Source organism: Paenibacillus sp. BSR1-1 (assembly GCF_030403775.1).
GTDB lineage: Bacteria > Bacillota > Bacilli > Bacillales > Cytobacillaceae > Neobacillus.
The window spans coordinates 325,537-348,261 of sequence record NZ_JAQMWQ010000004.1 but is presented as its reverse complement, the minus strand read 5'-3'; the positions used below and the strand labels follow the sequence as shown (position 1 = coordinate 348,261).

Genomic DNA, 22,725 nt, shown 5'->3' with positions numbered 1-22,725 from the left:
TTCATGTCACTTGATCCACAAACAAAATTAGTTTTAGATCAGTTAGCTGCTGCTGGAGGTCCTCCAATGGAAACATTAACCCCAGAGCAAGCAAGACACGCGTTTGTAATGCCACAGGGTGAAGTTGAGGAAGTAGGTAAAATAGAAGATCGGACAATCCCTGGTCCAGTAACGGATATTCCTGTTCGAGTCTATTATCCTAAGGGAAGTCAAACGAACTATCCCGCACTGGTCTTTTATCATGGCGGCGGATGGGTTATCGGAAACATTGAAACTCATGATAATGTATGCCGGGCATTAACGAATCTAGCGAATTGTGTGACTATTTCAGTTGATTATCGTCTAGCCCCTGAGCATAAATTCCCTGCTGCAGTGGAAGATTCGTTTGCGGCAGTTCAGTATGTTTACGAAAATGCAGAAGCTTTTCAAGTTGACCGTACTCGGATTGCCGTTGGTGGGGATAGTGCCGGTGGTAATTTGGCGGCAGTCGTTGCAAATTTGTCTAAGGATAATAACCATCCATCTATATGTTTCCAACTATTAATCTATCCTAGTACAAACGTTGGAGGAGAACCAACTGTTTCGATGAGGGAAAATGCAGAAGGATATTTCTTAACAAAAGGAACGATGGAATGGTTTCGGGCTTGTTATTTAAATAGTGAAGAAGATAAGCATAACCCGCTTTTATCGCCAATTCTGTATGAAGATTTTAAAGACCTTCCGCCAGCACTTGTGATTACGGCTGAATTTGATCCTCTTAGAGATGAAGGTGAGGAATACGCAAAAAAACTTGCTGAAGCCGGAGTGGAAGTGGAATGTATTCGCTACGACGGAACAATCCATGGATTTGTCAGCATGGCTGCCTTGATAGACCAAGGAAAACGTGCCCTTGAAAAATCAGGCAGGGCACTAAAGAAAGCGTTTAATTAAAATAGATTAATAAGGACCGCCTTCCCCAGCGGTTCTTTTTTTGTTTTGAATAATGAATAAAAATATTACGAATTTTATGTAAAAATGGTAAACTAATAAAAAATCTTTTTAATAAGTGAGGAACGATATGATTAAAGCCATTTTTTTTGATTTAGATGATACCCTTTTATGGGATCAAAAAAGTATAAAGGAAGCTTTTGCTGCCACCTGTAAAGCAGCTCAGGAAAAGCATGGACTTGACCCGAAGCAATTTGAAGAAGCCGTCCGCGAGGCCGCTAGAAATCTTTACTCGTCCTATGAATTCTATCCATTTACCCAGATGATTGGAATCAATCCCTTTGAAGGACTTTGGGGCAATTTTATTGATGAACAGGATGAGTTTAAAAAAATGAAAGAAACGGTTCCAGCTTATCGTAAGGATGCCTGGACATTGGGATTAAAGGCAATGGGGATAGAGGACCCTGATTTTGGTCATGAGTTAGCTGAGAGATTCCCTCAAGAGCGCAGAAACCTGCCATTTGTGTATGAAGAAACCTTTAAAATATTGGATGTTTTAAAAGAAAATTACCAGCTTCTTTTGTTAACTAATGGATCACCGGATTTGCAAAATACTAAACTTGCGATTACCCCAGAGCTTGTCCCTTATTTTGACCATATTGTCATTTCTGGAGATTTTGGGAGAGGCAAGCCGGATCCAGCCATTTTTGAACATGCATTAGAACGTATGTCTTTACAAAAGGATGAAGTAATTATGGTCGGGGATAACCTGATGACAGATATTCTCGGTGCCAATCGAGCTGGAATTAAATCAGTCTGGATTAACCGCCACAAAAAAGATCGGAATGAAGTGGTTCCTTCATATGAAATTAAGCACCTTGAAGAGCTTTTTTCTATTTTAGAAAAGGTTAAGAATTAAATAATAATACTTGATAAATTACCAAGTTTATACTATGATAGATTTTAGTTTTAAATCAACATATTGTTTTTTTAAAAAAAATAAAACTATATATTGTGTTTGCCTTAAGTGGAGATGCCGGCAACGGCTTAATTGGGAATCTGGTGAAAATCCAGAACTGCCCCCGCAACTGTAAATGCTGACGAAATGAACAAACCACTGTATAACAAAGCTTACTATATCAGGCGGTTATATGGGAAGGGTTCAGAGTAGGGAGATGCATAAGTCAGGAGACCTGTCTTTCTTAAGATGTTTCAGCTTCTTCGGGGATTGAGAAGATGAAACGGTGGCAGCAGAGGGTCCTAATTTCTTTCCATTATGCTCTTTTGTTATTGTTATCGTTTCATCCGCTCGAATTCACCCGAGCGGATTTTTTATTTTTAGGGGGAAGAGAACATGACTGTCAAAGTGAATTACGTATTGGAAACGATCCATCAAGCTTCCAAAAAATATCAACTGGATTTTATGGAGCTTATAAATATAATTAAGGACCTAGAGGAAAAAGAAGCAAACCAGCAGGCACTCAGCTATGCTGTCAATCAAATAGCAATGGACCAGCCGGATTGGAGCTTTGTGGCTGCCAGTTTATACCTAAATGAATTATATGAAAAAGCAGCCATAAATCGGGGATATGACCGTTCAGAAATGTATGGGGATTTTTACAGCCTAATTCAACAATTAACAGATATCGGTATATATTCTAGCGATCTATTAGGCATTTATAGCAAACTGGAAATTGCTGAATTAGCAAAAGAGATAAATCCGGACAAAGATCGACTATTTAATTACATAGGATTATTTTTACTAGCAGATCGTTATCTTGCGAAAGATTATCAGCAAAATGTGATTGAACTGCCTCAAGAGCGGTTCATGATTATTGCAATGACCATTATGAAGAATGAAATAGAGTCGAAGCGGTTAGATTCTGTCAAGGAAGCATACTGGGCCTTAAGCAATTTATTTATGACAGTAGCAACTCCAACACTAGCGAATGCCGGAAAAAGTTTCGGACAGCTTTCATCTTGTTTTATCGATACTGTCGACGATTCCTTGGATAGTATTTATTTAAACAATTGGGATATTGCCCGTTTAAGTAAAGATGGAGGAGGAATTGGAATATACTACGGAAAAGTCCGAGCCCTGGGTTCTGATATCAAGAAGTATAAAGGAAACTCTTCAGGAGTTGTCCCGTGGATTAAGTTGGTGAATAACACAGCAGTTAGTGTGGATCAATTAGGCCAGCGTCAAGGTGCAATTGCTGTTTACTTAGATGTATTTCATAAAGATATCATGAATGGCTTTCTTGACTTGAAAACAAATAATGGAGATGAACGCCGCAAAGCCCATGACATTTTCACAGGCGTAACGATACCTGATCTTTTCATGAAAAAGCTGCAAGAGAAAGACGAGAAAGGAAGAAGCATTGGGGAATGGCATACTTTTTGCCCCCATCAAGTAAAGCAAATCATGGGCTGGTTGGATGAGTCTGGGAATCCGCTTGGACTTGAAGATTTTTATGATGAAACAGACAGTAAATATTTTTCTGAAAAATATGAAGAGGCCCTAAGAAACCCGCTCCTCCCGAGAAAAACATACCGTGCGATGGATATTATGGCACGAATCATGGTCGCTCAATTAGAAACTGGCACTCCTTATATGTTTTATCGTGACGAGGTAAATAGGCAAAACCCCAATAAGCATTTGGCTGGTAAGGGCCGTACCTCCATCTATTGCAGTAATCTTTGTACAGAAATCACGCAAAATATGTCCGCCACGGCCATCATCAAAGAATTTCAGGATGAAGAAGGAAACATCGTCATCGTGCGAAAGCCCGGCGATTTCGTTGTCTGTAATTTATCTTCTATTAATCTTGCAAGGGTTATTCCGAAGAACGGTTTGGAGCGATTAATTCGGATTCAGGTCAGAATGTTAGATAATGTCATTGATTTAAATACCATATCTGTCGGACAGGCTCTTGCAACGAATAAAAAATTCAGAGCAATAGGACTAGGTACGTTCGGATGGCACCATCTGCTCGCTTTAAAAGGGATTCACTGGGAGTCGGAGGAGGCAGTTGAATTTGCAGATGAATTATACGAGAACATTGCTTACTTGACGATACGTGCTTCGATGGATTTGGCAAAAGAGAAGGGAACGTACTCTCAATTCAGCGGGTCAGAGTGGCAGACAGGCAAGTATTTTGAACGGAAGAAATATCAATCAAATAAATGGCAGGAATTAAAAAAGGATGTGGCAATACACGGAATTCGAAATGGCTGGTTAATGGCCATTGCCCCCAACTCCTCAACAGCAAAAATAGGAGGCTCTACGGATGGGATTGATCCGATTTATTCAGTTGAATATGCAGAGGAAAAGAAGAACTTTAAATTTAAGGTAACGGCACCTGATTTAAATCATTGGACTTACAACTACTATCGACGGGCAAGACATGAATTGGACCAAGTTTGGAGTATTAAACAAAATGCTGCCCGGCAGCGCCACATCGACCAAGCGATAAGCTTTAATCTTTATGTTCGTCATGATATTAAAGCTAGGGATTTGCTGCATCTACACATGGAAGCGTGGAAGCGGGGGCTAAAAACAACGTATTACGTAAGAAGCACCTCACAAACAGAAATAGAAGAATGTGAAGCTTGCCATAGCTGATTGGAGGAGGAAAGATGAATATTTATTCACCATTAAAAAAAATAAAACTGTTAAATCCAGACTATCCTAATAAATCAACGGGCATTATTAACGGGCAATCATCAGGTCTGCTTAATTGGAATGATATTGCTTACCCACAAATGTACGATTTATATCAGACTCTTTTATCAAATTTTTGGAAGGCGCAAGAGATTAATATGCAGGATGATATTAAGCAATGGGACCAGCTGAGTTCAATTGAACAAGATGTATTCCTTCGTATTAATACCCAGCTTGCCTCCTTAGACAGCTTGCAAACACCAACAATGACTCAAGTGATGGATTATGTGACTGATTCGAGTTTTAAGGCGATATTTGCCGTCATTGCTCAGCAGGAAGCTGTTCATAATGAATCTTATTCATATATTTTAAGTTCCTTGGTACCAGTAGCAGAACAAAAGTCGCGGTTTAATCAGGCAAAAAAGGATCCTATCGTTCAAAAACGGAATCAGCTTATATTAGAAGCGTATGAACTATTTAGAGAGAACCCAACACCACAGCATCTGTTTCAATTAGCTGTGAATTCTATTAATCTAGAAGGAATTTATTTTTACGCGGGTTTTGCCTTTTTCTATCATCTTGCCCGTCAGCAAAAAATGCTAAAGACGAGCACGATGATTAGTTATATCCAGCGGGATGAAATGCAGCACGCTTACTTTATTGCTCAGTTTATCCGGATTCTTTTAACGGAAAATCCTGAATTAAATAATGCTAAAAATATTGAGTATGCTTATCACGCGATTGCACAAGCGGTTGAGCTTGAGAAGGAATGGGCATCAAGCATCTTGCAGGATATAAAAGGGATTGATTTAAAGGAGTATGAATTTTACACGGAATACTTGGCAAATAAGCGCCTCCGGCAGATGGGGCTAGATAATTTATTCGCTGAACGATCGAATCCTATGCCCTGGATTCATGTTTTTAGTGATGAGATGATGAATGGTACAAAATCCGATTTCTTTGAGCAAAAGTCGAGAACCTATGCGAAGGTGACCCAATCGAACGGTTTCGATGAACTATGAAAATTGCAATCATTTATACTTCGAAGACGGGAAATACAGAAGAGTTAATCTATTTAATGAAGAAAATATTTCAACTGAAAAAGGTAGAATTATTTCTTTATCGGATTGACCAATTTCCTCTTCTCGATCTCATAAAATTTGATGGTATAGTGGTTGGAACCTATACTTGGGGGATGGGAGAAATTCCTCCTGAAATGATGGACCTTTATCATGCATTCGAAGCCCTGGATGTAAAGAGGGTGATCACGGGGATCGTCGGCACAGGGGATACTGGTTATCCCAATTTTTGTGGTGCAGTTGATCGGTTTAAAAATATGCTTTTCGTTCAAACAGAGTTAGCTGTTACGTTAAAGGTAGAGCTAACCCCACAAACGAATGATGTTCAACGGTGTGAGAGATTTGTTAACATTTTTTTGGAACTTTTAAATTATCAAAATAACAAAACTGAAAATGCAATATAACTAAAACATCTCCACATTGAGTGGGGATGTTTTATTAATAAGAAAGGCTCTTTTCGTAAACTTTGTTGCTTTTAGAACTTATAAAAGGTCATTTACAAAGTTTCTAGGCAATTTTCGCAAATGCCCTTACGAAAAGATGCCACGAAGAATCATGTTATACGGGTTGATGAACCTATACGAAAAACAACAGTCTTTGCGAATATAGCCATTAGAAAAAAAACACGGAATTGTAATCCGTGTTTTCCATCTTTATCCTAGTTTTGCCGAGGGAGCTCGACTATTTAGATGAATCACCAAAGCACCACCAAGAAGGAACAAGAACAAGGTAATGTATAAAGCGTTGTCCCCGCCGATTTTATAAAGCGATGATCCAAGCAGCGGCCCAATTGCGGCGCCTGTGAATCGAATAAAGTTATAGACGCCCATGGCTGTACCTTTTTCATGTGAAAATAAATTAACCAGTGACGTTATTTGAGAAGGCAGGCTTACGCCAAGCAATACGCCAAAGCCCAGTAAAAATACGATTAATGTAGGAATCGTTAAGAGATTCCAATAAAGAAATGCCCAGAAAATAGAAACCACTAATCCTGTCCCGTATGCCGTATATATGAGAATTGCGGTATGGTTCAAATAAGTTTGGAGTCTGCCGCCAATTAACGTCCCGAGCACAATTCCCGCTGTTAGGGGCATAAAAAACAGTCCTTTCCATACCAAAGGAACAGAAAATAGCTCATCAAGCAGACCTGGGATAAAAACGAGAAAGATATAATAGCCGTAAAACTGAGTAAAACCGAGAAGTAAAATCGAAAAAGCAGCGCGGTTTGCTACAATTCCTTTAAAGGTTTCAAACGTAATTTTTTTTGGTGCAGTATCCTTCGGTAGTGTTTCTTTCAAGGTAAAACGATTATATATGTATGCAATTAATGCCCCAACAACAAGAAGTGCAAATGCCGAGTGCCATTCTGCATAAGCCGCGATAAAGCTCCCTACTACAGGACCAAGGACAGGCCCGAGAAACACCATCGTCTGGTAAACACTCATCGCCTTGCCACGCTCAGAAGGCGAATAAATATCCCCAATAACAGCCGCTGCCACCACTGAGCCCGTGGTAATGCCAAAAGCCTGAAGGGCTCTGCCAAAAAGGAATAAATAATAATTTTGTGCTAGAAAACAAATCAATGAACCGGCCATAAAAATGAGTAGACCAGGCATGAGGATTGCCTTCCGCCCGCGCGTATCGGACAAAGGACCAACCAAAAACTGGTTCGCAGCCAGTACAAAAGTATAAAGGGAGATTGTCAAATTCACCATAAACTGACTTACTTGATAATAATGCCCGACTTCCGCAAGGCTCGGAGTATAAATGGTCTGGGTGAACGGCCCTAAAAAGGCAGCAATAGACAACCCAACCAAGATCTTACCTTTTTGTGATTTCATTTTTACACTTCCTTTAATGCCTTTGTTATTTAATTTGCTCTTTTTCTAATATTCCCAAGACGACATCTTGTATCGTTACATTCCCCAATGCTTTTTCTAAGGCCAGTTGAGCCACCGAAAAGAGGGGAGTAATGGTCTCCTGAATATTTCTTCCCACAGGACATGCTGGATTTGGATTTTCATGCATACCAAACAATTCTTGATCTTGCACAATATTGACGGCCTTATAAACATCAAACAATGATATTTCAGATAATTCTTTTGCTGGCACTGCACCTGCAACTCCTGGACGTACTTTCACTAAGCCGGCGTTTTTCAACAATCCCATGATTTTTCGAATAACAACGGGATTGGTATTAACACTGCTTGCGATAAACTCGGAGGAATTTACACCATTTTTGTTTATTTCTAAAAGAGTTAAAATGTGGATTCCTACAGCAAATCGACTACTGAGTGACATATACTTCGCCTTCCTTTAATACCTATTTCTACATACTCCCGTAACAAAGTCTGTTACATGTTAGTATATATCACAAATGGCCTCGTTAAAATAAAAATACTGTCAAAATAAAAAAACCACTAGTGAAAAAATCACTAATGGTTATGAAATCAACTTAATTGCACTAATAATGATAACCGTAGAGATAAGCGTACGCAGTGGTTTAGTCGGAACTTTTGAAGATAAGGTACTTCCCACTAGAACACCAGGAATGGACCCAATTAGAAGATTCCCAACCAGCGTATAGTTTACACTGCCTGCATTTGCATGAAGCAGCCCTGCCACCGTTACTAATAAAAAGGCATGAGCGATATCCGTACCAACTAATTCAGTTCCTTTCAATCGATAAAGAAACATCATCGCAAGGGCAAATAAAGAGCCTGATCCAATCGAAGTAAAGCCGACAATAAATCCAAATACAGCACCAATTAAAATCGTTAAACCGCGTTTTTCTTCAATAGGTTTTAGCTGCCAGCGATTGGGCCGGATTTTTTTATCAAAAAAGGTCTTAATCAGGATTGCAGTTGCTACTAATATGAGGACGTATCCTAGTCCGTGTTTAATAATATGTTCCTGATTATGATAGGCAGCTTCAAAATATTTTAAAATGGAGATTGCTATTACAGCACTAGGAATACTCCCTATTGCAAGATATAACATTAATTTAAAATTTATTGTTTTTTGTCTCCAGTGCTGAGCAACCCCAAACAATTTCGTAACGGCGTTATAGACCAAATCCGTACCAACCGCAATAGAAGGCTGAATGCCAACCATGATCAGAACAGGAGTGATCAGTGCAGCACCCCCGACACCTGTTAAACCGACTAAAAAACCAACCAACAATCCCATTAATGCAATCCCCAATGTCATGGTTCTCACTCCTTTTTCAACAATATCCGAGTAAATATATGTGAATTATAGAGTTTTATGAATCATTTGTAAATACTTTTCTGAATTTTATTTTGCAATAAAAAAAACCCACTCAAATTGAGTAGGGAGGTTACTTGCTATCTGCTTTTTCTTTATCGAACCAAAGCGGCTCTTGGTCGTCCACATCACCATTATAGTTGATTAAGATCTCTTCTCCGGCTTTTATATCTTTGTAGGCATAGAAATCAAACGTATGGTTCTGAAAGTTAATATCATAGGTGGCATTTGGAGTATAGGAATGGTTAAACAGCATACCATATCCTAACAGGATGGCTGTGTGGTTTTTACCATACTCAAATGCATAATCAGCCAGTAATGTTTTTTCAATATGAACATGTTCCCTATTGGGATAGGCAATGACAGGAGCTTCATGAAAAAGCGTTCCTTTTGAGATATCTTCCGTCGCAAATACCCCTCGATTGAATTCTCCATCGCTTAAGGGAGATTTTTTAATTTCTATAATAATAATCACCTGCTATTTCTTTTTGAAGTACTTTAATATTGCCGTTTTTTTTATAATAAAGCAACTTTTTTAACCAATTTAGAGAAATAGTTATTTGCAATTCTCCTTACGTTTCTATTTAATATAAAAAGTAAATTAAAAATATATAAAGTAGAGGTTTACTTATGAAAGCATTAATATTTAATACATTTGGCGGACCTGAGGTACTCGAATATAGTGAAGTCGATGATCCTGTCATTGGTCCAGAAGAAATTCTTATAAGGATGAAAGCGATCGGCTTAAACTTTGCCGATATTTATAGAAGAAAAGGAAACTATCATCTCTCTGGTAAACCTCCATACATTTTAGGATATGAAGGTGCGGGAATTGTTGAAAGGATCGGCGAAAATGTCCAGGGAATTAACATAGGGGAGCGGATTGCCTTTGCCGATGTTTCATATGCGAATGCCGAGCTAGTTGCCGTACCTAAAGATAAGGCGATTCCATTGCCGGAAACGATTTCGTTTAATATGGCAGCATCCGTGATGCTTCAGGGCTTAACGGCCCACTATTTAACTCGTGACAGTTATGCGGTAAAAAAGAATGAAATGGCCCTTGTCCATGCGGCAGCAGGAGGAGTTGGGCAGCTTCTTGTTCAAATTGTTAAACTGCTCGGAGGAACGGTAATTGGCTTAACTTCATCACTGGAAAAAGCAGAAGCTGCCAAAGAAGCAGGTGCGGATTTTGTTTTTCTATACAGTGATGATTGGAAATCGAAGGTTCTCGAGAAGACTGATGGTAAAGGTGTGGATGTTGTCTATGAATCTGTCGGTTCTACACTCCAAGACAGCTTTGCTGCAACGAGAATTGGAGGGACCGTTGTTTTTTACGGAATGGCGGGAGGCGACCCAGCTCCGGTTGACCCACGAATGCTGATGGATACATCAAAAACCCTGACGGGCGGAGATTTATGGAATGTCCTAAAGTCCCATAAGGAGAGAGTAAATCGCTCAAATGAACTTTTTCGCTGGATGGAGGAGGGAAAGTTAAAGGTTTCAGAGCCGAGAACTTTTGAATTAAGTGATGGGCAAGAGGCACACCGTTTCTTAGAAAGCCGCAGAAGCACTGGGAAAATTTTATTAATACCATAATGAAATCAGGCTGCCCACTTAAAAGGGCAGCCAATTTTTCTGGAATTCTATACTTTCAATATTGTTGCCGGCAAAACACTACGTAAGGCGCTCATTTCATCTTCACTTAAGGGCACCAACGGCAACCGAACCCCTCCAACAGGGACTCCATTCATATTTAAGGCAGTTTTTACTGGGGTTGGGTTTGGTGCCGCAAATAAAGCTTTCATAATCGGCAGAAGCTTACGATGTGCAGAGGCTGCCTCTTCTAAGGCTCCGTTTTTAAAACTATTAATCATGGCTTGCATTTCATTACCGATAACATGGGAAGCAACAGAAACGACCCCTGCGCCGCCGATAGCTAATACTGGTAGAGTCAAGCCATCATCACCGCTGTATAGTGTGAAATCACTCGGTGTTTGGCTGATAATTTCGGCCATGGTATCCAAGTTGCCGCTTGCTTCTTTAACGGCAACAATATTTTTAATTGCCGAAAGACGAACGATCGTCTCAACAGAAATATTGACAACACATCGCCCAGGAATATTGTAAAGCATGACTGGCAAAGAAGTAGATTCGGCAATCGCTTTAAAGTGTTGATACATCCCTTCTTGAGAGGGTTTGTTATAATATGGTGCAACAAGCATGATGCCGTCCACACCTGCTTCCTCCGCAAGCTTTGTTAAGCTGATTGAAGCTCTTGTATTATTCGATCCTGTTCCTGCAATGACAGGAACTCTACCATCAGTTTCACGAACTACAAATTTAAATAATTCTACTTTTTCCTCGGAAGTTAAAGTGGGGGATTCCCCAGTGGTCCCCGCAACGACTAATCCATCAGACCCATTAGCAATCAAGTAATTTACTAAATTTTTTGTTGCGTAATAATCTACCTCGCCATTTTGATCAAATGGCGTAACCATAGCGGTTAATAGTTGGCCAAAATTCATCATACTCACCCTTTATATAAATTTTTAGAAAAATTTGAGGGGTAAGGCCGACGCAAAAAAGCAGCATCGAGGAAATCTCGATGCTGCAATAGAAACGAATTAAAAGCAAGTTCCTATGCGTGAGATAGCCCTCCATATAGTCTCCTATATGACAGTTCTGTATTTCTTCAATAGCAGAACCAGCTTCAAGTCCAATGAGATTCTTTGAAGCTTCGGCAAATTCCCCTTTCCACAATTGTCTTTGGACCTCATTATCCTCTAATTGTGTACTAATGGTCTTTGCACCTCTATCCTCACTTCAAAAGGTTTGAAGTAAGAAAATATTTAATTTATTGTAATATAACAGAATCTTCCTAATTATTCAAGTCGAAATTTATTATATTGTGATAAAAAAGCTGTGGAGTAGTGAACCCCAATACCTTTATCAATGAGAATGGTAAAAGATTGGAGTTTTTTAGAATGTATTAGGTGATAATAAAATTATCAATGATTATTGTGGTGATTTGATTGCAAAACTTAGTGAAAATCTTGCTTCCGCGGCAATTATTAATGCTTCTTGTTCTTTCGACAGGTTTACTTAACCATGTCATGCTTATCCCCGGCATTCTATTGTCAGCCGGGAGAGACGGATGGTTATGTGTCATTATTGCTTTTCCAATTGCTCTATTATTTTTATTGGTCATATTTTATATCGTAAAAAATAGTCCAAATGAAGGTTTTTTCCCGATGATTAAGCAACGGCTTGGAAAGGCTTTCTTTTTAATCTTTTCCTTTCCTTTAATTCTTTTTTTACTTTGCAGCTCTTATGTAACTTTTAGAGATTTTATGATATGGCTAAAAGCATATTTCTTAGCTGATTATTCAGTTTTTACAATTACTCTAATCTTGACTGTGATTTGTTTTGTAATCACGTTAGCAGGAATCAAACATATGGCGATTTCCTGTGGAGTTTTACTGCCGCTAGTTTTCCTATTTGGAATCTTTATCGCTATTACCAATACTAGTTCAAAAGACCCTAGTTATTTATTTCCCGTTTTTGCTCATGGTATTATCCCAATTGCTAAGGGTGTAATGTATGTCTTGTCCGGGCTTTTGGAGATATACATTGTTGTTTTGCTGCAGCCATTTTCACAGGAACCGATAAAATTTAGACATTTGCTTGTTTTACTTATTATACTATCCGGATTAATCTTTGGGCCGCTATCGGCAGCGATTATGGAATTTGGAGCAAAGGAGGCCTCCTTTTTGCGATATCCTGCATTTGAGGAATGGCGGATATTGAGTATTGGGGAATATATTTCCCATTTAGACTTTTTAGCTTTATACCAATGGCTTAGTGGTGCCTTGATTAGAATAAGTCTTTTCATTTATCTTATCGGTACATTTTTTACCAATAAGGATAAACACTATAGACTGAACCCAATACTTGTTGGCGTCATGTATCTTGTTTTATTTGGATTAATGACAATAAATTTGGAGACTTATATCTTCAGTAAAATCCTTATTGAATACTTTATTCCTATGAGTATGCTTTTTTTCCTTATTCAAATTCAAATAACAGCCTTGATTGTTTTTGTAATAAAGAAAAGGGATGAAAGACATGGTAAGAAGAAAAATGAGATTAAGTCCGGTTCTTGATGAAAGTCTGAAGGAAAAAGCAAAAACATTAAAGGAACAATTTAATAAAAGTCAAGACTTAATATGTAAAATACACGATTCAGAAAAGGAATCATTTGAAATTATTTATTTTGAAACTTTAATTGATAGACATTACTTAGATCAATATATTTTACCTAAACTTGATGTTTCTATCGAGGTATCTATAGCAGAGAAGCTCAAATCATTATTTCAAGCAGAAGATATTACGGAGAAAAATATAGAGGAAATATCTAATTTACTTTTTGATGGGTACGCCCTATTTCTATTTCATCATTCGTTTTTGTGTATTCCAGCAGGTTCATTACCAAAGCGTACCCCCGAAGAATCAGCAATTGAAACTTCAATAAGAGGTCCGAAGGATGGATTTGTAGAGGATATTAAGACAAATATCTCCTTGATTCGCCGAAGACTTAACACTCCGTCTTTATGCCTTGAAAAATATACGATTGGTAAAAGAAGTAATACGAAGGTAATCCTCATGTATATAGAAGATATAATTGATCCGAGAGTGCTTAATGAAATCCATAAAAGGCTGGAAAAAGTGAATCTTGATATTTTGACAAGTATTTATGAACTTGAATCATTTGTCAGGGACAGACCATACTCCATCTTCCCGACAATGGACTATTCTGGAAGACCGGATTTTATTGTTCAAGCAATGAATCAAGGCCGCTTTGTTCTCATGGTGGAAGGAAACCCAACAGCCTCCTATGCTCCTATAAGTATTTTATTGCAGACAAAATCACCCGAGGATTCATATATTAACTATGCATATGTGTCAATAGAAAGAATATTTCGGATGTTAAGTTTGTTCATATCAGCTTTTTTACCTGGGTTATGGGTGGCCTTTACAGCCTTTAATATTGAACAAATTCCGTATCTTCTAGTCGCGACCATTTCCGTCTCACGATTTGGACTGCCTTTATCTACGCCCATTGAAATGTTTATCATCTTGTTTTTGTTTGAAATGTTTAATGAAGCTGGGGTTCGCCTGCCAAGAGCGATTGGGCAAACGGTAGCGGTTTTGGGTGGACTGATAGTTGGGGATGCCGCTATACGGGCAGGATTGACATCACCAACCATGCTGGTGGTGGCAGCGATTACCTTTGTCTCGTCTTTTACATTGGTGAACCAATTTTTATCGACCGCCATTACCATTTTAAGATTTACTATCCTTATGTTAAGCACGTTTTTAGGATTATTTGGAGTCATTATTGGCTTTATTTTAACCATTTTTTACTTTTCAACAATTACTTCCTTTGGAGAACCATATCTTGGTTCGGTTGCCCCAATAAAACTAAAAGATATAATCAGGGCATTCTTAATGCTGCCACGTCAATTTTATAAATCGAGAACTTCCACTTCAAGCTCTGAAGATTCAACCAGAGGTGAAAATCAATCATGAAAAGGAAGTTGGTCATTTCTATTTTGGCTTTCTGTATCTTTCTTACTGGGTGTTCTGGTTTGAAAAATATCCAAGATTTAAACTATATTGTGGCAATTGGACTTGATTATGATGATGAAAAGGGAGAATATACAGCCTATCTGCAAGCATTGAATTTTGCGAATGTAGCAAAGATAGAGGCAGGGAGGCCTACAGAACCTGTTCCTGCATATGTGGCCTCAGCAACAGGAGAGACTCTAAATTTAGCTGTCAGGAAGTTATATAAAACGTCGGAACCGCCCTTGTTTTTTGGTCACGTTATTACATATGTGATAAGTAAGAAGCTGGTCACTCATAAATTTAATGAAGTAGTCCCAGAAATTGGGAGGAATCGTTCGCTTCGGCACACTTTAAGATTAGTAGTAACTGAAGATAAAATGAATGATATATTTAATACAAAAGCATTATTTCAATATCCAGAAGTGTATACAGTAATGTATAGAAAAAATGGAAGATTGTACCAAGACACAATAAAGCCAATGTTATTAATGAATTTTTTAAGAGATTATTATGAGCCAATGGGTGTGTCGAAAATTCCAATTGTGATAATTGACAAAAAAAGCTGGAAGGCAGGAAAAAAATACCCTGTTTTATTTTATAATGGACTTGCCATTTTTCAAAAACAAAAGTTTATGAATACTCTTTCTTTTAATGATGCGCTTTTAATGAGTTGGCTGACAGAAAAGAAGATTTCGCTAGAAGAGAGTGTTAATGAAAATGGAAGGCTTGTTGCGGCAGTTAAGCTGGAAGCTCCAAAAATGAAGGTGAACTTCGAGAAAGGAACACTCTCCCCCAAGTTTTCGATTGAATTATCTATAAAAGGAGATTTGCTGGAAAAAGTTGACCGAGTACATTTAACAAAGTTAAAAAAATTAATTGAAGATGAAATAAAAAGAAAAGTGGTAAAACTTTATTTGGATGGAGTTGAGAATAAGACAGATCTATTGAATGTAGGAGAAAAATGGTACAGAAAACGTCCGAAAAAATTTTCAGCTTTAGAAAAACAAGACGGTTTTTATTTGGATAAAAACTCCTTAACGGACATTAAGGTTAAGGTAGAAATGTTTCATTTTAATAATTATTTATATTATCAAAGAGAAGAGTTATTCTCTAAGTGAAATTAGGGAAAGTAGATCATTGAGAAGGAAGTGCTGGATTGTGGCATACAAAATAAAAGACACGATGATATCGGAAACAGACATTAAAAAAAGAGTAAAGAAACTTGCTGAGGAAATTGAAGCAGATTTTAATCATGAACCGTTAGTCTTAATCATTGTTCTAAAAGGTTCGTTTGTTTTCGCTGCGGATCTGATCCGAGAATTGAAGGGGAATGTTAAGGTCGATTTTATCTCGGTTTCAAGTTACGGAGATGAGACGGCAACCACAGGAAAGGTAAGACTTTTGAAGGATCTGGACGCAAATATCACGAACCAGAATGTTGTGGTTGTGGAGGATATTATTGACAGCGGACTGACATTAAATTTCCTCAGAGACCATTTGAAAACTCATAAGCCAAAACAAATTAAGATTTGTACTCTGTTAGATAAGCCCGAACGGAGAAGAGTTGATTTGCCGGTAGATTATGTCGGCTTTGTCATTCCCGATGAATTCATTGTTGGCTATGGGATAGATTATGCGCAAATGTATCGGAATTTACCCTATATTGCAACAGTGGAAGAATGTTAGCCAAATTAAAGCCTTCACTGCCATAATAAGTGAAGGCTTTTCATTATTATTTAGACGAACTGATTTTAGAAGCGTCTATTATTTTTAGTAGATGGCGAACAGCATAGGCAAAGCCATCTTCATCATTTGTCTTTGTGACAATATCTGCTTTTTGCTGAACATGAAGCGGGGCGTTGGCCATCGCAACCGATGTGCCAGCGACTTCAAATTGAGCGAGGTCATTGCCTCCGTCTCCAAACGCAATAATTTCATCAAATGAAAGATTCATCAATTTTTGGTATCGCAACAGAGCTTTTCCTTTATGTGCTTCACTTGAGGTTATTTCGACATTATTAGGAAAAGACGAGGCCATTGATATATCAAATTTTCCGGTTAAGGCTTTTCTTACCTCTTCTACTTTTTCCAATTGATCAAAGTGGGTTAAAGCGATAACTTTATAGATTTTTAAATTATCTTTTTCAAAGATTTCATCATAATTGAATTCTTGAAAAAGAACATCAAGTTCTGTTTTCGATTTACCATGTAAGGGTGGGAGAGTGGAAGGGAATCCACCGTAATTCGTATACACAAGAATTCCTACGCCCAATTCCTTTAAAATCGAAAATAGTTCTTTATAAACGGTAATCGAAAGGGTTGCTTCATAAAGTAATTCTCTCTTACTAGAATATATATTCGAGCCATTGATGCAAAAAATAGGCACCTCCATATTTTGCACGGCTTTTAATTTGATGACATCAGCATATGCCCGGCCAGTGTTTAAAATGACGCAGTGTCCCTGTTGCTGCAATTCGTTTAAAGTTTCCACATTTTCATCAGAAATTTCATGTTCAGAGTTTAACAAAGTACCATCTAAATCTATGGATATACATTTCATATTTCAATATGTTCCTTTCTACTGTTTTTAAAATTACTATACCAGATTAATCAGCAAGGAGATTGTAAAGTTTTACAGAAAATAATGGTACAATACAAAAAAAGAGAGGTGCGAAAATGAACATAAACAATATACTAGTCGTCAGCCCGATGTTTATAGAGCTGAAGACGTTAATAGAAAAAGAAAACCTACATAATAATTTTCGTTTTAAATCTGAGGAAGAGATGTCACAGGACGATATAGGCTGGGCGGATGCTTTGGTAACTTTTAATTTAAAATCAGAATATGATTACAGTCATGTAAAATGGGTCCACTCCCTTGGGGCGGGGGTCGACCGGTTTTTATATCAAAAAGACTGGAATGAAGAGGTATTGTTAACAAGGACGATTTGTTCATTCGGGCAAAGAATTGCTGAATATTGTTTGAGCTATATTTTAAAAGATTTGCAGTTTCACGATGAATTTCAAGTATTAAAGCAGCAAAAAAAGTGGCTGCCAAAGACGCCAAAATTATTAAATGAACAAAAAGTCATGATCTATGGAACTGGTGAGATTGGGCAGGCAGCAGCGAGGATATTATCTGGATTAGGTATGGAAGTATATGGCGTTTCCTTAAGTGGAAGAGCTAAAGAAGATTTCAAAGAGGTCCTGACAGTTGATTCCCATTTTCCACTCCTTATGGGGATGGATTATATCATCAATACTCTGCCTTTGACAGAACAAACGGCCTTATTCTTTAATGAACCTATTTTTAAACAATTGTCCAAAACAGGTTTTATTAATGTAGGTAGAGGGGCATCAATAAGTGAGGAGGCGCTCCTTAAAGCAATAGAAGATAACCATGTCAGCTTCGCAGTTCTTGATGTTTTCACACAAGAGCCGCTTCCAAAGGATAACCCTTTATGGAATCATCCAAGGGTTTATGTCACACCCCATATCTCGGCAGTTACCACACCAGAGGAGGGTGTCGCATGTTTTCTTGAAACGTTAAAAAACCTAGAAGAAAATAAGCCGTTACCTAATAAAGTTGATTGTAGAAGAGGGTATTAAAAATTATTTGGGTTTTTTAAAGAATTATATAGTTGTCCTATACGAAATTATTATCATCTTCATATAATGTTTTTACAAAGTTGCATGAAGTGGAGGTGACAATAATGGACGATCAAGAACCAGACCAAATTCAGTATGAAGTATATGAACCCATTGGATTAGCCGTGAATTCTGTATTTTTTGTCATGTCCATTGTCATTATTGGTATCAATTTTATTATGGGTAAGTAGTTGATATATAAAATAAACAGCCCCAGTTCTGTAAGCGACTGGGGTTTTTGATGTTATTCTAAAATATTTTTTATTGTTAAGAGTGTTTGTCAAAGGCAAATTCAGTATTACCCTATTTCATTATTGGTTTTCTTTGGGTTTCTTTTGCTGATCAGTCTGTTTTTTATTAAAGTTATTCGTTTAAAAGAAAGCAATAAATTGGAACAAAAAGGGAAAATCCGTTAATCTATAAAAGTATAATTTTAAAACTAGGGGGATGGATGTATGTCGATATCGGAAAATAAGCATTCCACAATTGTGGCGCTTTTACTTGCAGGAACTTTCATTGCGATATTAAATCAGACATTAATGATTACAGCAATTCCTCCGATTATGAAAGAAATGAACGTAACCGCAAATAGTGCACAATGGTTGACAACTGTTTTTATGTTGGTAAATGGGATTATGATTCCCATTAGTGCCTTTTTATTAGAAAGGTTTACAACCAGGCAGCTGTTTATTTCTGCGATGAGCATTTTTGCTTTTGGGACACTAGTAAGCGGTGTTGCTCCCAATTTTGAATTTCTTTTACTTGGAAGGGTTATCCAGTCGATGGGGGCAGGAGTCATGCTTCCCTTGATGCAAACGGTATTTTTAATGATTTTTCCTGTAAATAAACGAGGATCAGCTATGGGATTGGTCGGACTGGTTATTTCATTTGCCCCAGCCATTGGCCCGGCATTATCAGGGTGGGTAACCTCCCATTTCTCATGGCGGATTTTGTTTTTTATTATTTTGCCAATTGCTCTTGTAGATATTGTAGTCGCATTTTTGGCTTTAAAAAATGTAACCGAGATTTCTAAACCGAAGGTCGATGTGCATTCGATTATTTTATCTTCATTTGGGTTCGGTGGACTCCTATATGGGTTTACCAGTGCAGGAAATTATGGCTGGTTGAACACTATTACATTAATTTCATTAGGAATTGGCGGAGTTGCATTAATTTTGTTTATCGCAAGACAGGTCCGATTGAAGCACCCGATGCTAGAATTTGGTGTTTTTAAGTATTCTATTTTCCCATTTGCAATTATCATAGGAATGATTGGCTTTATGGGGTTAATTGGTGCAGAGACCATTATTCCTTTATTTATGCAGAATATGAGGGATTTTTCTGCCTTCGATGCAGGTCTGACCCTGTTGCCTGGTGCCCTTGTCAGTGGACTGATGGCTCCTATTATTGGGCGAGTCTTTGATAAAATCGGGGCAAGATGGCTGGTCATAATCGGGCTAACCATTATGACAGCTGCTTCATTTGCGTTTACTAATCTAGGTCCAACCACTTCTATGGACTACATTACGATACTATATAGTATTAGAATGTTGGGTCTTTCGATGACAATGATGCCGGTGGCTACGGCTGCATTAAACCAATTGCCCAAACGTTTAATTCCCCATGGGGCGGCAATGGATAATACGATGAAAATGATTGCCGCTTCTGTCGGGACAGCAATCCTTGTAACCGTGATGACCACAACTGCGGAAAAAGCAAAGCATCGGCCAGACATTACTTATCCTGATATGTATGGAGCCAATATTGCTTTCATGGTTGTGTCAATTCTTACATTAATTGCGCTGATCCTATCCTTTTTTATAAAAAAGGAGCGACAATCCGAGAATGAAATGGGAGGAAAAAGACGTCAGAAAGTAAGGTTCAAAATGCAGGAATAAGTTAGAATACATATGCTTCATTTGAGGCATATGTTTTTTTTGTGTTGATTTTAGCTAAAGGTATTCATAATTACATTATGTAAACAAATAAGAAATTTTTAAGAAAATTCTTAACATTAAGGAGAACCTAGGGTATAATGATTTTCAATAATTAATCGGAAAGGTTTTTATCATGAACACTTCTTTTAAAGATCAAATTGAACAATTTAAAAACCAGAATCAAAATCGCGGACGTTTATTAGTCAGCTGTCCAGATCAGCCGGGAATTGTTTCCGCCATCTCACAATTTTTATTTTCACATAATGCTAATATTCTTGAGTCGAGTCAGTACTCAACCAATCCAGAGGGCGGCATATTTTTCATTCGAATTGAGTTTGAATGCCCAGGCTTAAAAGAAAAAGCCGCCAGTATGGAACAGCAGTTTATCGAAATAGCGGAAAAGTTTTCAATGGACTGGCGGCTAACACCGGTTTATAAAGTGAAGAAAGCTGCGATATTTGTATCAAAGGAATTGCACTGTCTACAAGAGCTTCTATGGGAATGGCAAAGCGGCGATTTAATGACAGAGATTGCTCTGGTTATTAGTAACCATGAAGTGGCAAGGGATGTGGTAGAAGGGCTAAAGATACCATTCCACTATATTCCTGCCAACAAAGATATTCGTCAACAGGTCGAAGAAAAGCAGCTTCAGCTGCTAGAGGAATATGATGTCGATTTAATCGTTCTAGCACGTTATATGCAGATTCTAACACCAAATTTTGTGGCAGCAAATCCAAATAAAATAATTAACATTCACCATTCTTTCTTACCTGCCTTCATTGGAGCAAGACCCTATGAACGAGCATATGGCCGCGGAGTAAAATTAATTGGTGCAACATCACATTATGTTACAAATGATTTGGACGAGGGTCCGATTATCGAACAGGATATTGCGCGTGTTGACCACCGTGCTAATGTCGATACCTTAAAGAAAATTGGCCGCTCCATAGAACGAAGCGTTTTGGCCCGTGCCATAAAATGGCACGTAGAAGACCGAATTATTGTTCATCAAAATAAAACGATTGTATTTTAACAAAGCTCTAGTAAAAGTAATGCCTTGTCTTCATACCAAATGAGACTAAGGCATTTTTTATTTCGGTATTCCTATGTACATTATTATTGGAAGAAAGTGATTAAAAAACTTTTGGACTATTATGGTAGAATATTAGAAAAGTGAGCTTAGTAGGGGGACAATATGGGAAAGCATAAAATATTAGCTGTTTTAGAGAAAGAACTAGTTGTTGCCCTTGGATGTACAGAGCCAGTAGCGATTGCCCTGGCTGCGGCCACAGCCAAGAGCCATTCAAACGGTGAAATACAGGCAATTACCGTAAAAGCAAGCGGAAATATTATTAAAAATGCAAAATCTGTTGGAATTCCAGGGATGTCGTCAAAAGGCCTTGAATTTGCAGCAGCCCTTGGAGCGGCAGCGGGCAATCCAGATAAAAACCTAGAAATTTTAGAAGGTCTCACAATTGAGGATGAGCGCTTAGCATTAAAGCTCCTTGAGGAAGGAAAAGTACTAGCCAGACAAGCTGAAACTCCAAAAAGACTATATATCGAAGTCATCGTAGAAACAGATCAACAGACAGCAAAAGTGGTCATTTCTGATAATCATAGCAATATCACCTTAATCGAAGTAGATGGTCATACGGTGTTCCTTGGAGGATGTGAAAATATCGGCATCCAAACAGATGAAGAGCAATTAGAAGCATTAACCATTGATGAAATATATGAATGGGTGTTAGAGGCGGATCTTAAGGACTTAACGTTGGTTAAAAAGAGTATCGAATTAAACCGTTATATTGGAAATGAAGGGCTTTCAGGTGATTATGGATTAAAAGTAGGGAAAACCATTAAACAAAATGTAAAAAAAGGAATCCTTTCGGATGATATTGCTACTGCCGCTATGTCTCTAGCGGCTGCAGGGTCAGATGCCAGAATGGCAGGTTCAACCCTTCCAGTAATGGCAAATACAGGGAGCGGCAATCAGGGAATTGCCGTGACACTTCCAGTTGTTGCAGCGGCAGAAAAACTGAAGGTTTCAGAGGATAAAATGATTCGGGCTGTTGCACTGAGCCACCTTATTACCATTCATATCAAATCGAAATTCGGCCGCCTCTCTGCATTATGCGGGGTAACAGCTGCCGGAATGGGCGCGAGTGGAGCCATTGTTTACCTGCTTGATGGCGGGCTTCAGCAAATAAAAGCGGCAATTCAAAATACAATCGGAAACGTATCAGGAATGATTTGCGACGGGGCCAAAGCAGGCTGTGCTATGAAAGTTTCTACCTGTTCAAACGTCGCCGTACAGTCTGCATTGTTGGCATTGAATCATCAAGAAATCCAATCGACGGACGGCTTTATACACGATGATGTGGAAAAAAGTATTGAAAGCTTCTGTAAGCTTGGAAATGAAGGAACACGCCAAACAGATGAACTCATCTTAAAATTAATGCTGGAGAAATAGAGGGTTGACCAATTGGTTAACCTTTTTTATTTGTCTAAAAAAAGGAATTCTTAAGAGGTTTAGATTAAATTTTGTTGAAATTATAGATATAAAAATTTTTTAGTG

21 protein-coding genes and 2 riboswitches are annotated in these 22,725 nt (G+C 38.1%); of the genes, 15 read left to right on the top strand and 6 right to left on the bottom strand.

Going from position 1 to position 22,725, the window contains the following annotated elements:
• Positions 1-3 precede the first annotated feature (3 nt).
• The 5 genes from lipP1 to PH210_RS09610 all read left to right on the top strand — a co-directional run bounded on the left by lipP1 (position 4) and on the right by PH210_RS09610 (position 6,074).
• Positions 4-930, top strand: a complete 927-nt coding sequence (gene lipP1, locus PH210_RS09630; protein WP_289984916.1) for a LipP1 family hormone-sensitive lipase — start codon at positions 4-6, stop codon at positions 928-930.
• A 127-nt stretch (positions 931-1,057) separates the two neighbouring features.
• Positions 1,058-1,846 (top strand): HAD family hydrolase, encoded by a 789-nt coding sequence (locus tag PH210_RS09625; RefSeq protein WP_289984914.1) that lies wholly within the window; start codon positions 1,058-1,060, stop codon positions 1,844-1,846.
• Positions 1,847-1,941: 95 nt separating this feature from the next.
• Positions 1,942-2,141, top strand: a riboswitch (cobalamin riboswitch).
• 140 nt (positions 2,142-2,281) lie between these two features.
• Positions 2,282-4,552 carry a ribonucleoside-diphosphate reductase subunit alpha gene (locus PH210_RS09620; RefSeq protein WP_289984913.1) on the top strand — a complete coding sequence of 757 codons (2,271 nt, stop codon included), beginning with the start codon at positions 2,282-2,284 and terminating at the stop codon, positions 4,550-4,552.
• A gap of 14 nt (positions 4,553-4,566) precedes the next feature.
• Entirely contained in the window at positions 4,567-5,613 is a 1,047-nt protein-coding gene (locus PH210_RS09615; protein ID WP_289984912.1) for a ribonucleotide-diphosphate reductase subunit beta, read from the top strand.
• Positions 5,610-6,074 carry a flavodoxin domain-containing protein gene (locus tag PH210_RS09610; protein ID WP_289984911.1) on the top strand — a complete coding sequence of 155 codons (465 nt, stop codon included), beginning with the start codon at positions 5,610-5,612 and terminating at the stop codon, positions 6,072-6,074. Before PH210_RS09615 ends, PH210_RS09610 begins: the two co-directional genes overlap by 4 nt.
• A 249-nt stretch (positions 6,075-6,323) precedes the next feature.
• Here PH210_RS09610 and PH210_RS09605 read toward each other — a convergent pair whose 3' ends face one another.
• The 4 genes from PH210_RS09605 to PH210_RS09590 form a co-directional block, all read right to left on the bottom strand.
• Positions 6,324-7,511 carry an MFS transporter gene (locus PH210_RS09605; protein ID WP_289984910.1) on the bottom strand — a complete coding sequence of 396 codons (1,188 nt, stop codon included), beginning with the start codon at positions 7,509-7,511 and terminating at the stop codon, positions 6,324-6,326.
• 25 nt (positions 7,512-7,536) lie between these two features.
• A complete protein-coding gene (locus PH210_RS09600) occupies positions 7,537-7,971 on the bottom strand; it encodes an Rrf2 family transcriptional regulator (RefSeq protein ID WP_289984909.1) in 435 nt (144 codons plus the stop codon).
• 141 nt (positions 7,972-8,112) lie between these two features.
• The gene (locus tag PH210_RS09595) at positions 8,113-8,880 is read right to left on the bottom strand and encodes a sulfite exporter TauE/SafE family protein (RefSeq protein ID WP_289984908.1); all 768 of its coding nucleotides are present in this window, start codon (positions 8,878-8,880) and stop codon (positions 8,113-8,115) included.
• 130 nt (positions 8,881-9,010) lie between these two features.
• Complete coding sequence (locus PH210_RS09590; RefSeq protein ID WP_483312095.1) at positions 9,011-9,403, bottom strand: SET domain-containing protein; 393 nt, start codon at positions 9,401-9,403, stop codon at positions 9,011-9,013.
• Between the two features lie 164 nt (positions 9,404-9,567).
• Between PH210_RS09590 and PH210_RS09585 the strand changes: the two genes are divergently transcribed.
• Complete coding sequence (locus PH210_RS09585) at positions 9,568-10,533, top strand: quinone oxidoreductase family protein (protein WP_289984906.1); 966 nt, start codon at positions 9,568-9,570, stop codon at positions 10,531-10,533.
• Between the two features lie 47 nt (positions 10,534-10,580).
• Here the strand turns inward: PH210_RS09585 and dapA are convergent, their stop codons facing one another.
• Positions 10,581-11,462 carry a 4-hydroxy-tetrahydrodipicolinate synthase gene (gene dapA, locus PH210_RS09580; protein WP_289984905.1) on the bottom strand — a complete coding sequence of 294 codons (882 nt, stop codon included), beginning with the start codon at positions 11,460-11,462 and terminating at the stop codon, positions 10,581-10,583.
• A 117-nt stretch (positions 11,463-11,579) separates the two neighbouring features.
• Positions 11,580-11,760: riboswitch (Lysine riboswitch) on the bottom strand.
• 209 nt (positions 11,761-11,969) lie between these two features.
• Between dapA and PH210_RS09575 the strand changes: the two genes are divergently transcribed.
• Genes PH210_RS09575 through hpt form a run of 4 tightly spaced genes read left to right on the top strand, consistent with a single transcriptional unit; the run spans position 11,970 to position 16,251 of the window.
• Positions 11,970-13,100 carry an endospore germination permease gene (locus PH210_RS09575; protein ID WP_289984904.1) on the top strand — a complete coding sequence of 377 codons (1,131 nt, stop codon included), beginning with the start codon at positions 11,970-11,972 and terminating at the stop codon, positions 13,098-13,100.
• Positions 13,063-14,526 carry a spore germination protein gene (locus tag PH210_RS09570; RefSeq protein ID WP_289984902.1) on the top strand — a complete coding sequence of 488 codons (1,464 nt, stop codon included), beginning with the start codon at positions 13,063-13,065 and terminating at the stop codon, positions 14,524-14,526. The genes PH210_RS09575 and PH210_RS09570 overlap by 38 nt, the downstream gene beginning before the upstream one ends.
• The gene (locus tag PH210_RS09565; protein ID WP_289984900.1) at positions 14,523-15,683 is read left to right on the top strand and encodes a Ger(x)C family spore germination protein; all 1,161 of its coding nucleotides are present in this window, start codon (positions 14,523-14,525) and stop codon (positions 15,681-15,683) included. The genes PH210_RS09570 and PH210_RS09565 overlap by 4 nt, the downstream gene beginning before the upstream one ends.
• A 40-nt stretch (positions 15,684-15,723) precedes the next feature.
• Entirely contained in the window at positions 15,724-16,251 is a 528-nt protein-coding gene (gene hpt, locus PH210_RS09560; RefSeq protein ID WP_289984897.1) for a hypoxanthine phosphoribosyltransferase, read from the top strand.
• A gap of 46 nt (positions 16,252-16,297) precedes the next feature.
• Here the strand turns inward: hpt and PH210_RS09555 are convergent, their stop codons facing one another.
• Positions 16,298-17,125: an HAD family hydrolase gene (locus PH210_RS09555; protein WP_289984896.1), complete on the bottom strand. Its 828-nt coding sequence runs from the start codon at positions 17,123-17,125 to the stop codon at positions 16,298-16,300.
• 116 nt (positions 17,126-17,241) lie between these two features.
• Here PH210_RS09555 and PH210_RS09550 point away from each other — a divergent pair, with 116 nt between their 5' ends.
• The 5 genes from PH210_RS09550 (at position 17,242) to PH210_RS09530 (ending at position 22,620) form a co-directional block, all read left to right on the top strand.
• Complete coding sequence (locus PH210_RS09550) at positions 17,242-18,174, top strand: D-2-hydroxyacid dehydrogenase (RefSeq protein ID WP_289984895.1); 933 nt, start codon at positions 17,242-17,244, stop codon at positions 18,172-18,174.
• 104 nt (positions 18,175-18,278) lie between these two features.
• Entirely contained in the window at positions 18,279-18,404 is a 126-nt protein-coding gene (locus tag PH210_RS09545) for a hypothetical protein (RefSeq protein WP_289984893.1), read from the top strand.
• A gap of 264 nt (positions 18,405-18,668) precedes the next feature.
• Positions 18,669-20,111, top strand: coding sequence for a DHA2 family efflux MFS transporter permease subunit (locus PH210_RS09540; RefSeq protein ID WP_289984892.1), 1,443 nt, complete (start codon positions 18,669-18,671; stop codon positions 20,109-20,111).
• 172 nt (positions 20,112-20,283) lie between these two features.
• Positions 20,284-21,183, top strand: a complete 900-nt coding sequence (purU, locus tag PH210_RS09535; RefSeq protein WP_289984891.1) for a formyltetrahydrofolate deformylase — start codon at positions 20,284-20,286, stop codon at positions 21,181-21,183.
• 162 nt (positions 21,184-21,345) lie between these two features.
• The gene (locus PH210_RS09530; protein WP_289984889.1) at positions 21,346-22,620 is read left to right on the top strand and encodes an L-cysteine desulfidase family protein; all 1,275 of its coding nucleotides are present in this window, start codon (positions 21,346-21,348) and stop codon (positions 22,618-22,620) included.
• Positions 22,621-22,725: the final 105 nt, after the last annotated feature.

Bases quoted from the DNA above. Each gene is read 5' to 3' on its own strand.
- lipP1 (WP_289984916.1), top strand. From the start codon at position 4: ATGTCACTTGATCCACAAACAAAATTAGTTTTAGATCAGTTAGCTGCT.
- PH210_RS09625 (WP_289984914.1), top strand. From the start codon at position 1,058: ATGATTAAAGCCATTTTTTTTGATTTAGATGATACCCTTTTATGGGAT.
- PH210_RS09620 (WP_289984913.1), top strand. From the start codon at position 2,282: ATGACTGTCAAAGTGAATTACGTATTGGAAACGATCCATCAAGCTTCC.
- PH210_RS09615 (WP_289984912.1), top strand. From the start codon at position 4,567: ATGAATATTTATTCACCATTAAAAAAAATAAAACTGTTAAATCCAGAC.
- PH210_RS09610 (WP_289984911.1), top strand. From the start codon at position 5,610: ATGAAAATTGCAATCATTTATACTTCGAAGACGGGAAATACAGAAGAG.
- PH210_RS09605 (WP_289984910.1), bottom strand. From the start codon at position 7,511: ATGAAATCACAAAAAGGTAAGATCTTGGTTGGGTTGTCTATTGCTGCC.
- PH210_RS09600 (WP_289984909.1), bottom strand. From the start codon at position 7,971: ATGTCACTCAGTAGTCGATTTGCTGTAGGAATCCACATTTTAACTCTT.
- PH210_RS09595 (WP_289984908.1), bottom strand. From the start codon at position 8,880: ATGACATTGGGGATTGCATTAATGGGATTGTTGGTTGGTTTTTTAGTC.
- PH210_RS09585 (WP_289984906.1), top strand. From the start codon at position 9,568: ATGAAAGCATTAATATTTAATACATTTGGCGGACCTGAGGTACTCGAA.
- dapA (WP_289984905.1), bottom strand. From the start codon at position 11,462: ATGAATTTTGGCCAACTATTAACCGCTATGGTTACGCCATTTGATCAA.
- PH210_RS09570 (WP_289984902.1), top strand. From the start codon at position 13,063: ATGGTAAGAAGAAAAATGAGATTAAGTCCGGTTCTTGATGAAAGTCTG.
- PH210_RS09565 (WP_289984900.1), top strand. From the start codon at position 14,523: ATGAAAAGGAAGTTGGTCATTTCTATTTTGGCTTTCTGTATCTTTCTT.
- PH210_RS09555 (WP_289984896.1), bottom strand. From the start codon at position 17,125: ATGAAATGTATATCCATAGATTTAGATGGTACTTTGTTAAACTCTGAA.
- PH210_RS09550 (WP_289984895.1), top strand. From the start codon at position 17,242: ATGAACATAAACAATATACTAGTCGTCAGCCCGATGTTTATAGAGCTG.
- PH210_RS09545 (WP_289984893.1), top strand. From the start codon at position 18,279: ATGGACGATCAAGAACCAGACCAAATTCAGTATGAAGTATATGAACCC.
- PH210_RS09540 (WP_289984892.1), top strand. From the start codon at position 18,669: ATGTCGATATCGGAAAATAAGCATTCCACAATTGTGGCGCTTTTACTT.
- purU (WP_289984891.1), top strand. From the start codon at position 20,284: ATGAACACTTCTTTTAAAGATCAAATTGAACAATTTAAAAACCAGAAT.
- PH210_RS09530 (WP_289984889.1), top strand. From the start codon at position 21,346: ATGGGAAAGCATAAAATATTAGCTGTTTTAGAGAAAGAACTAGTTGTT.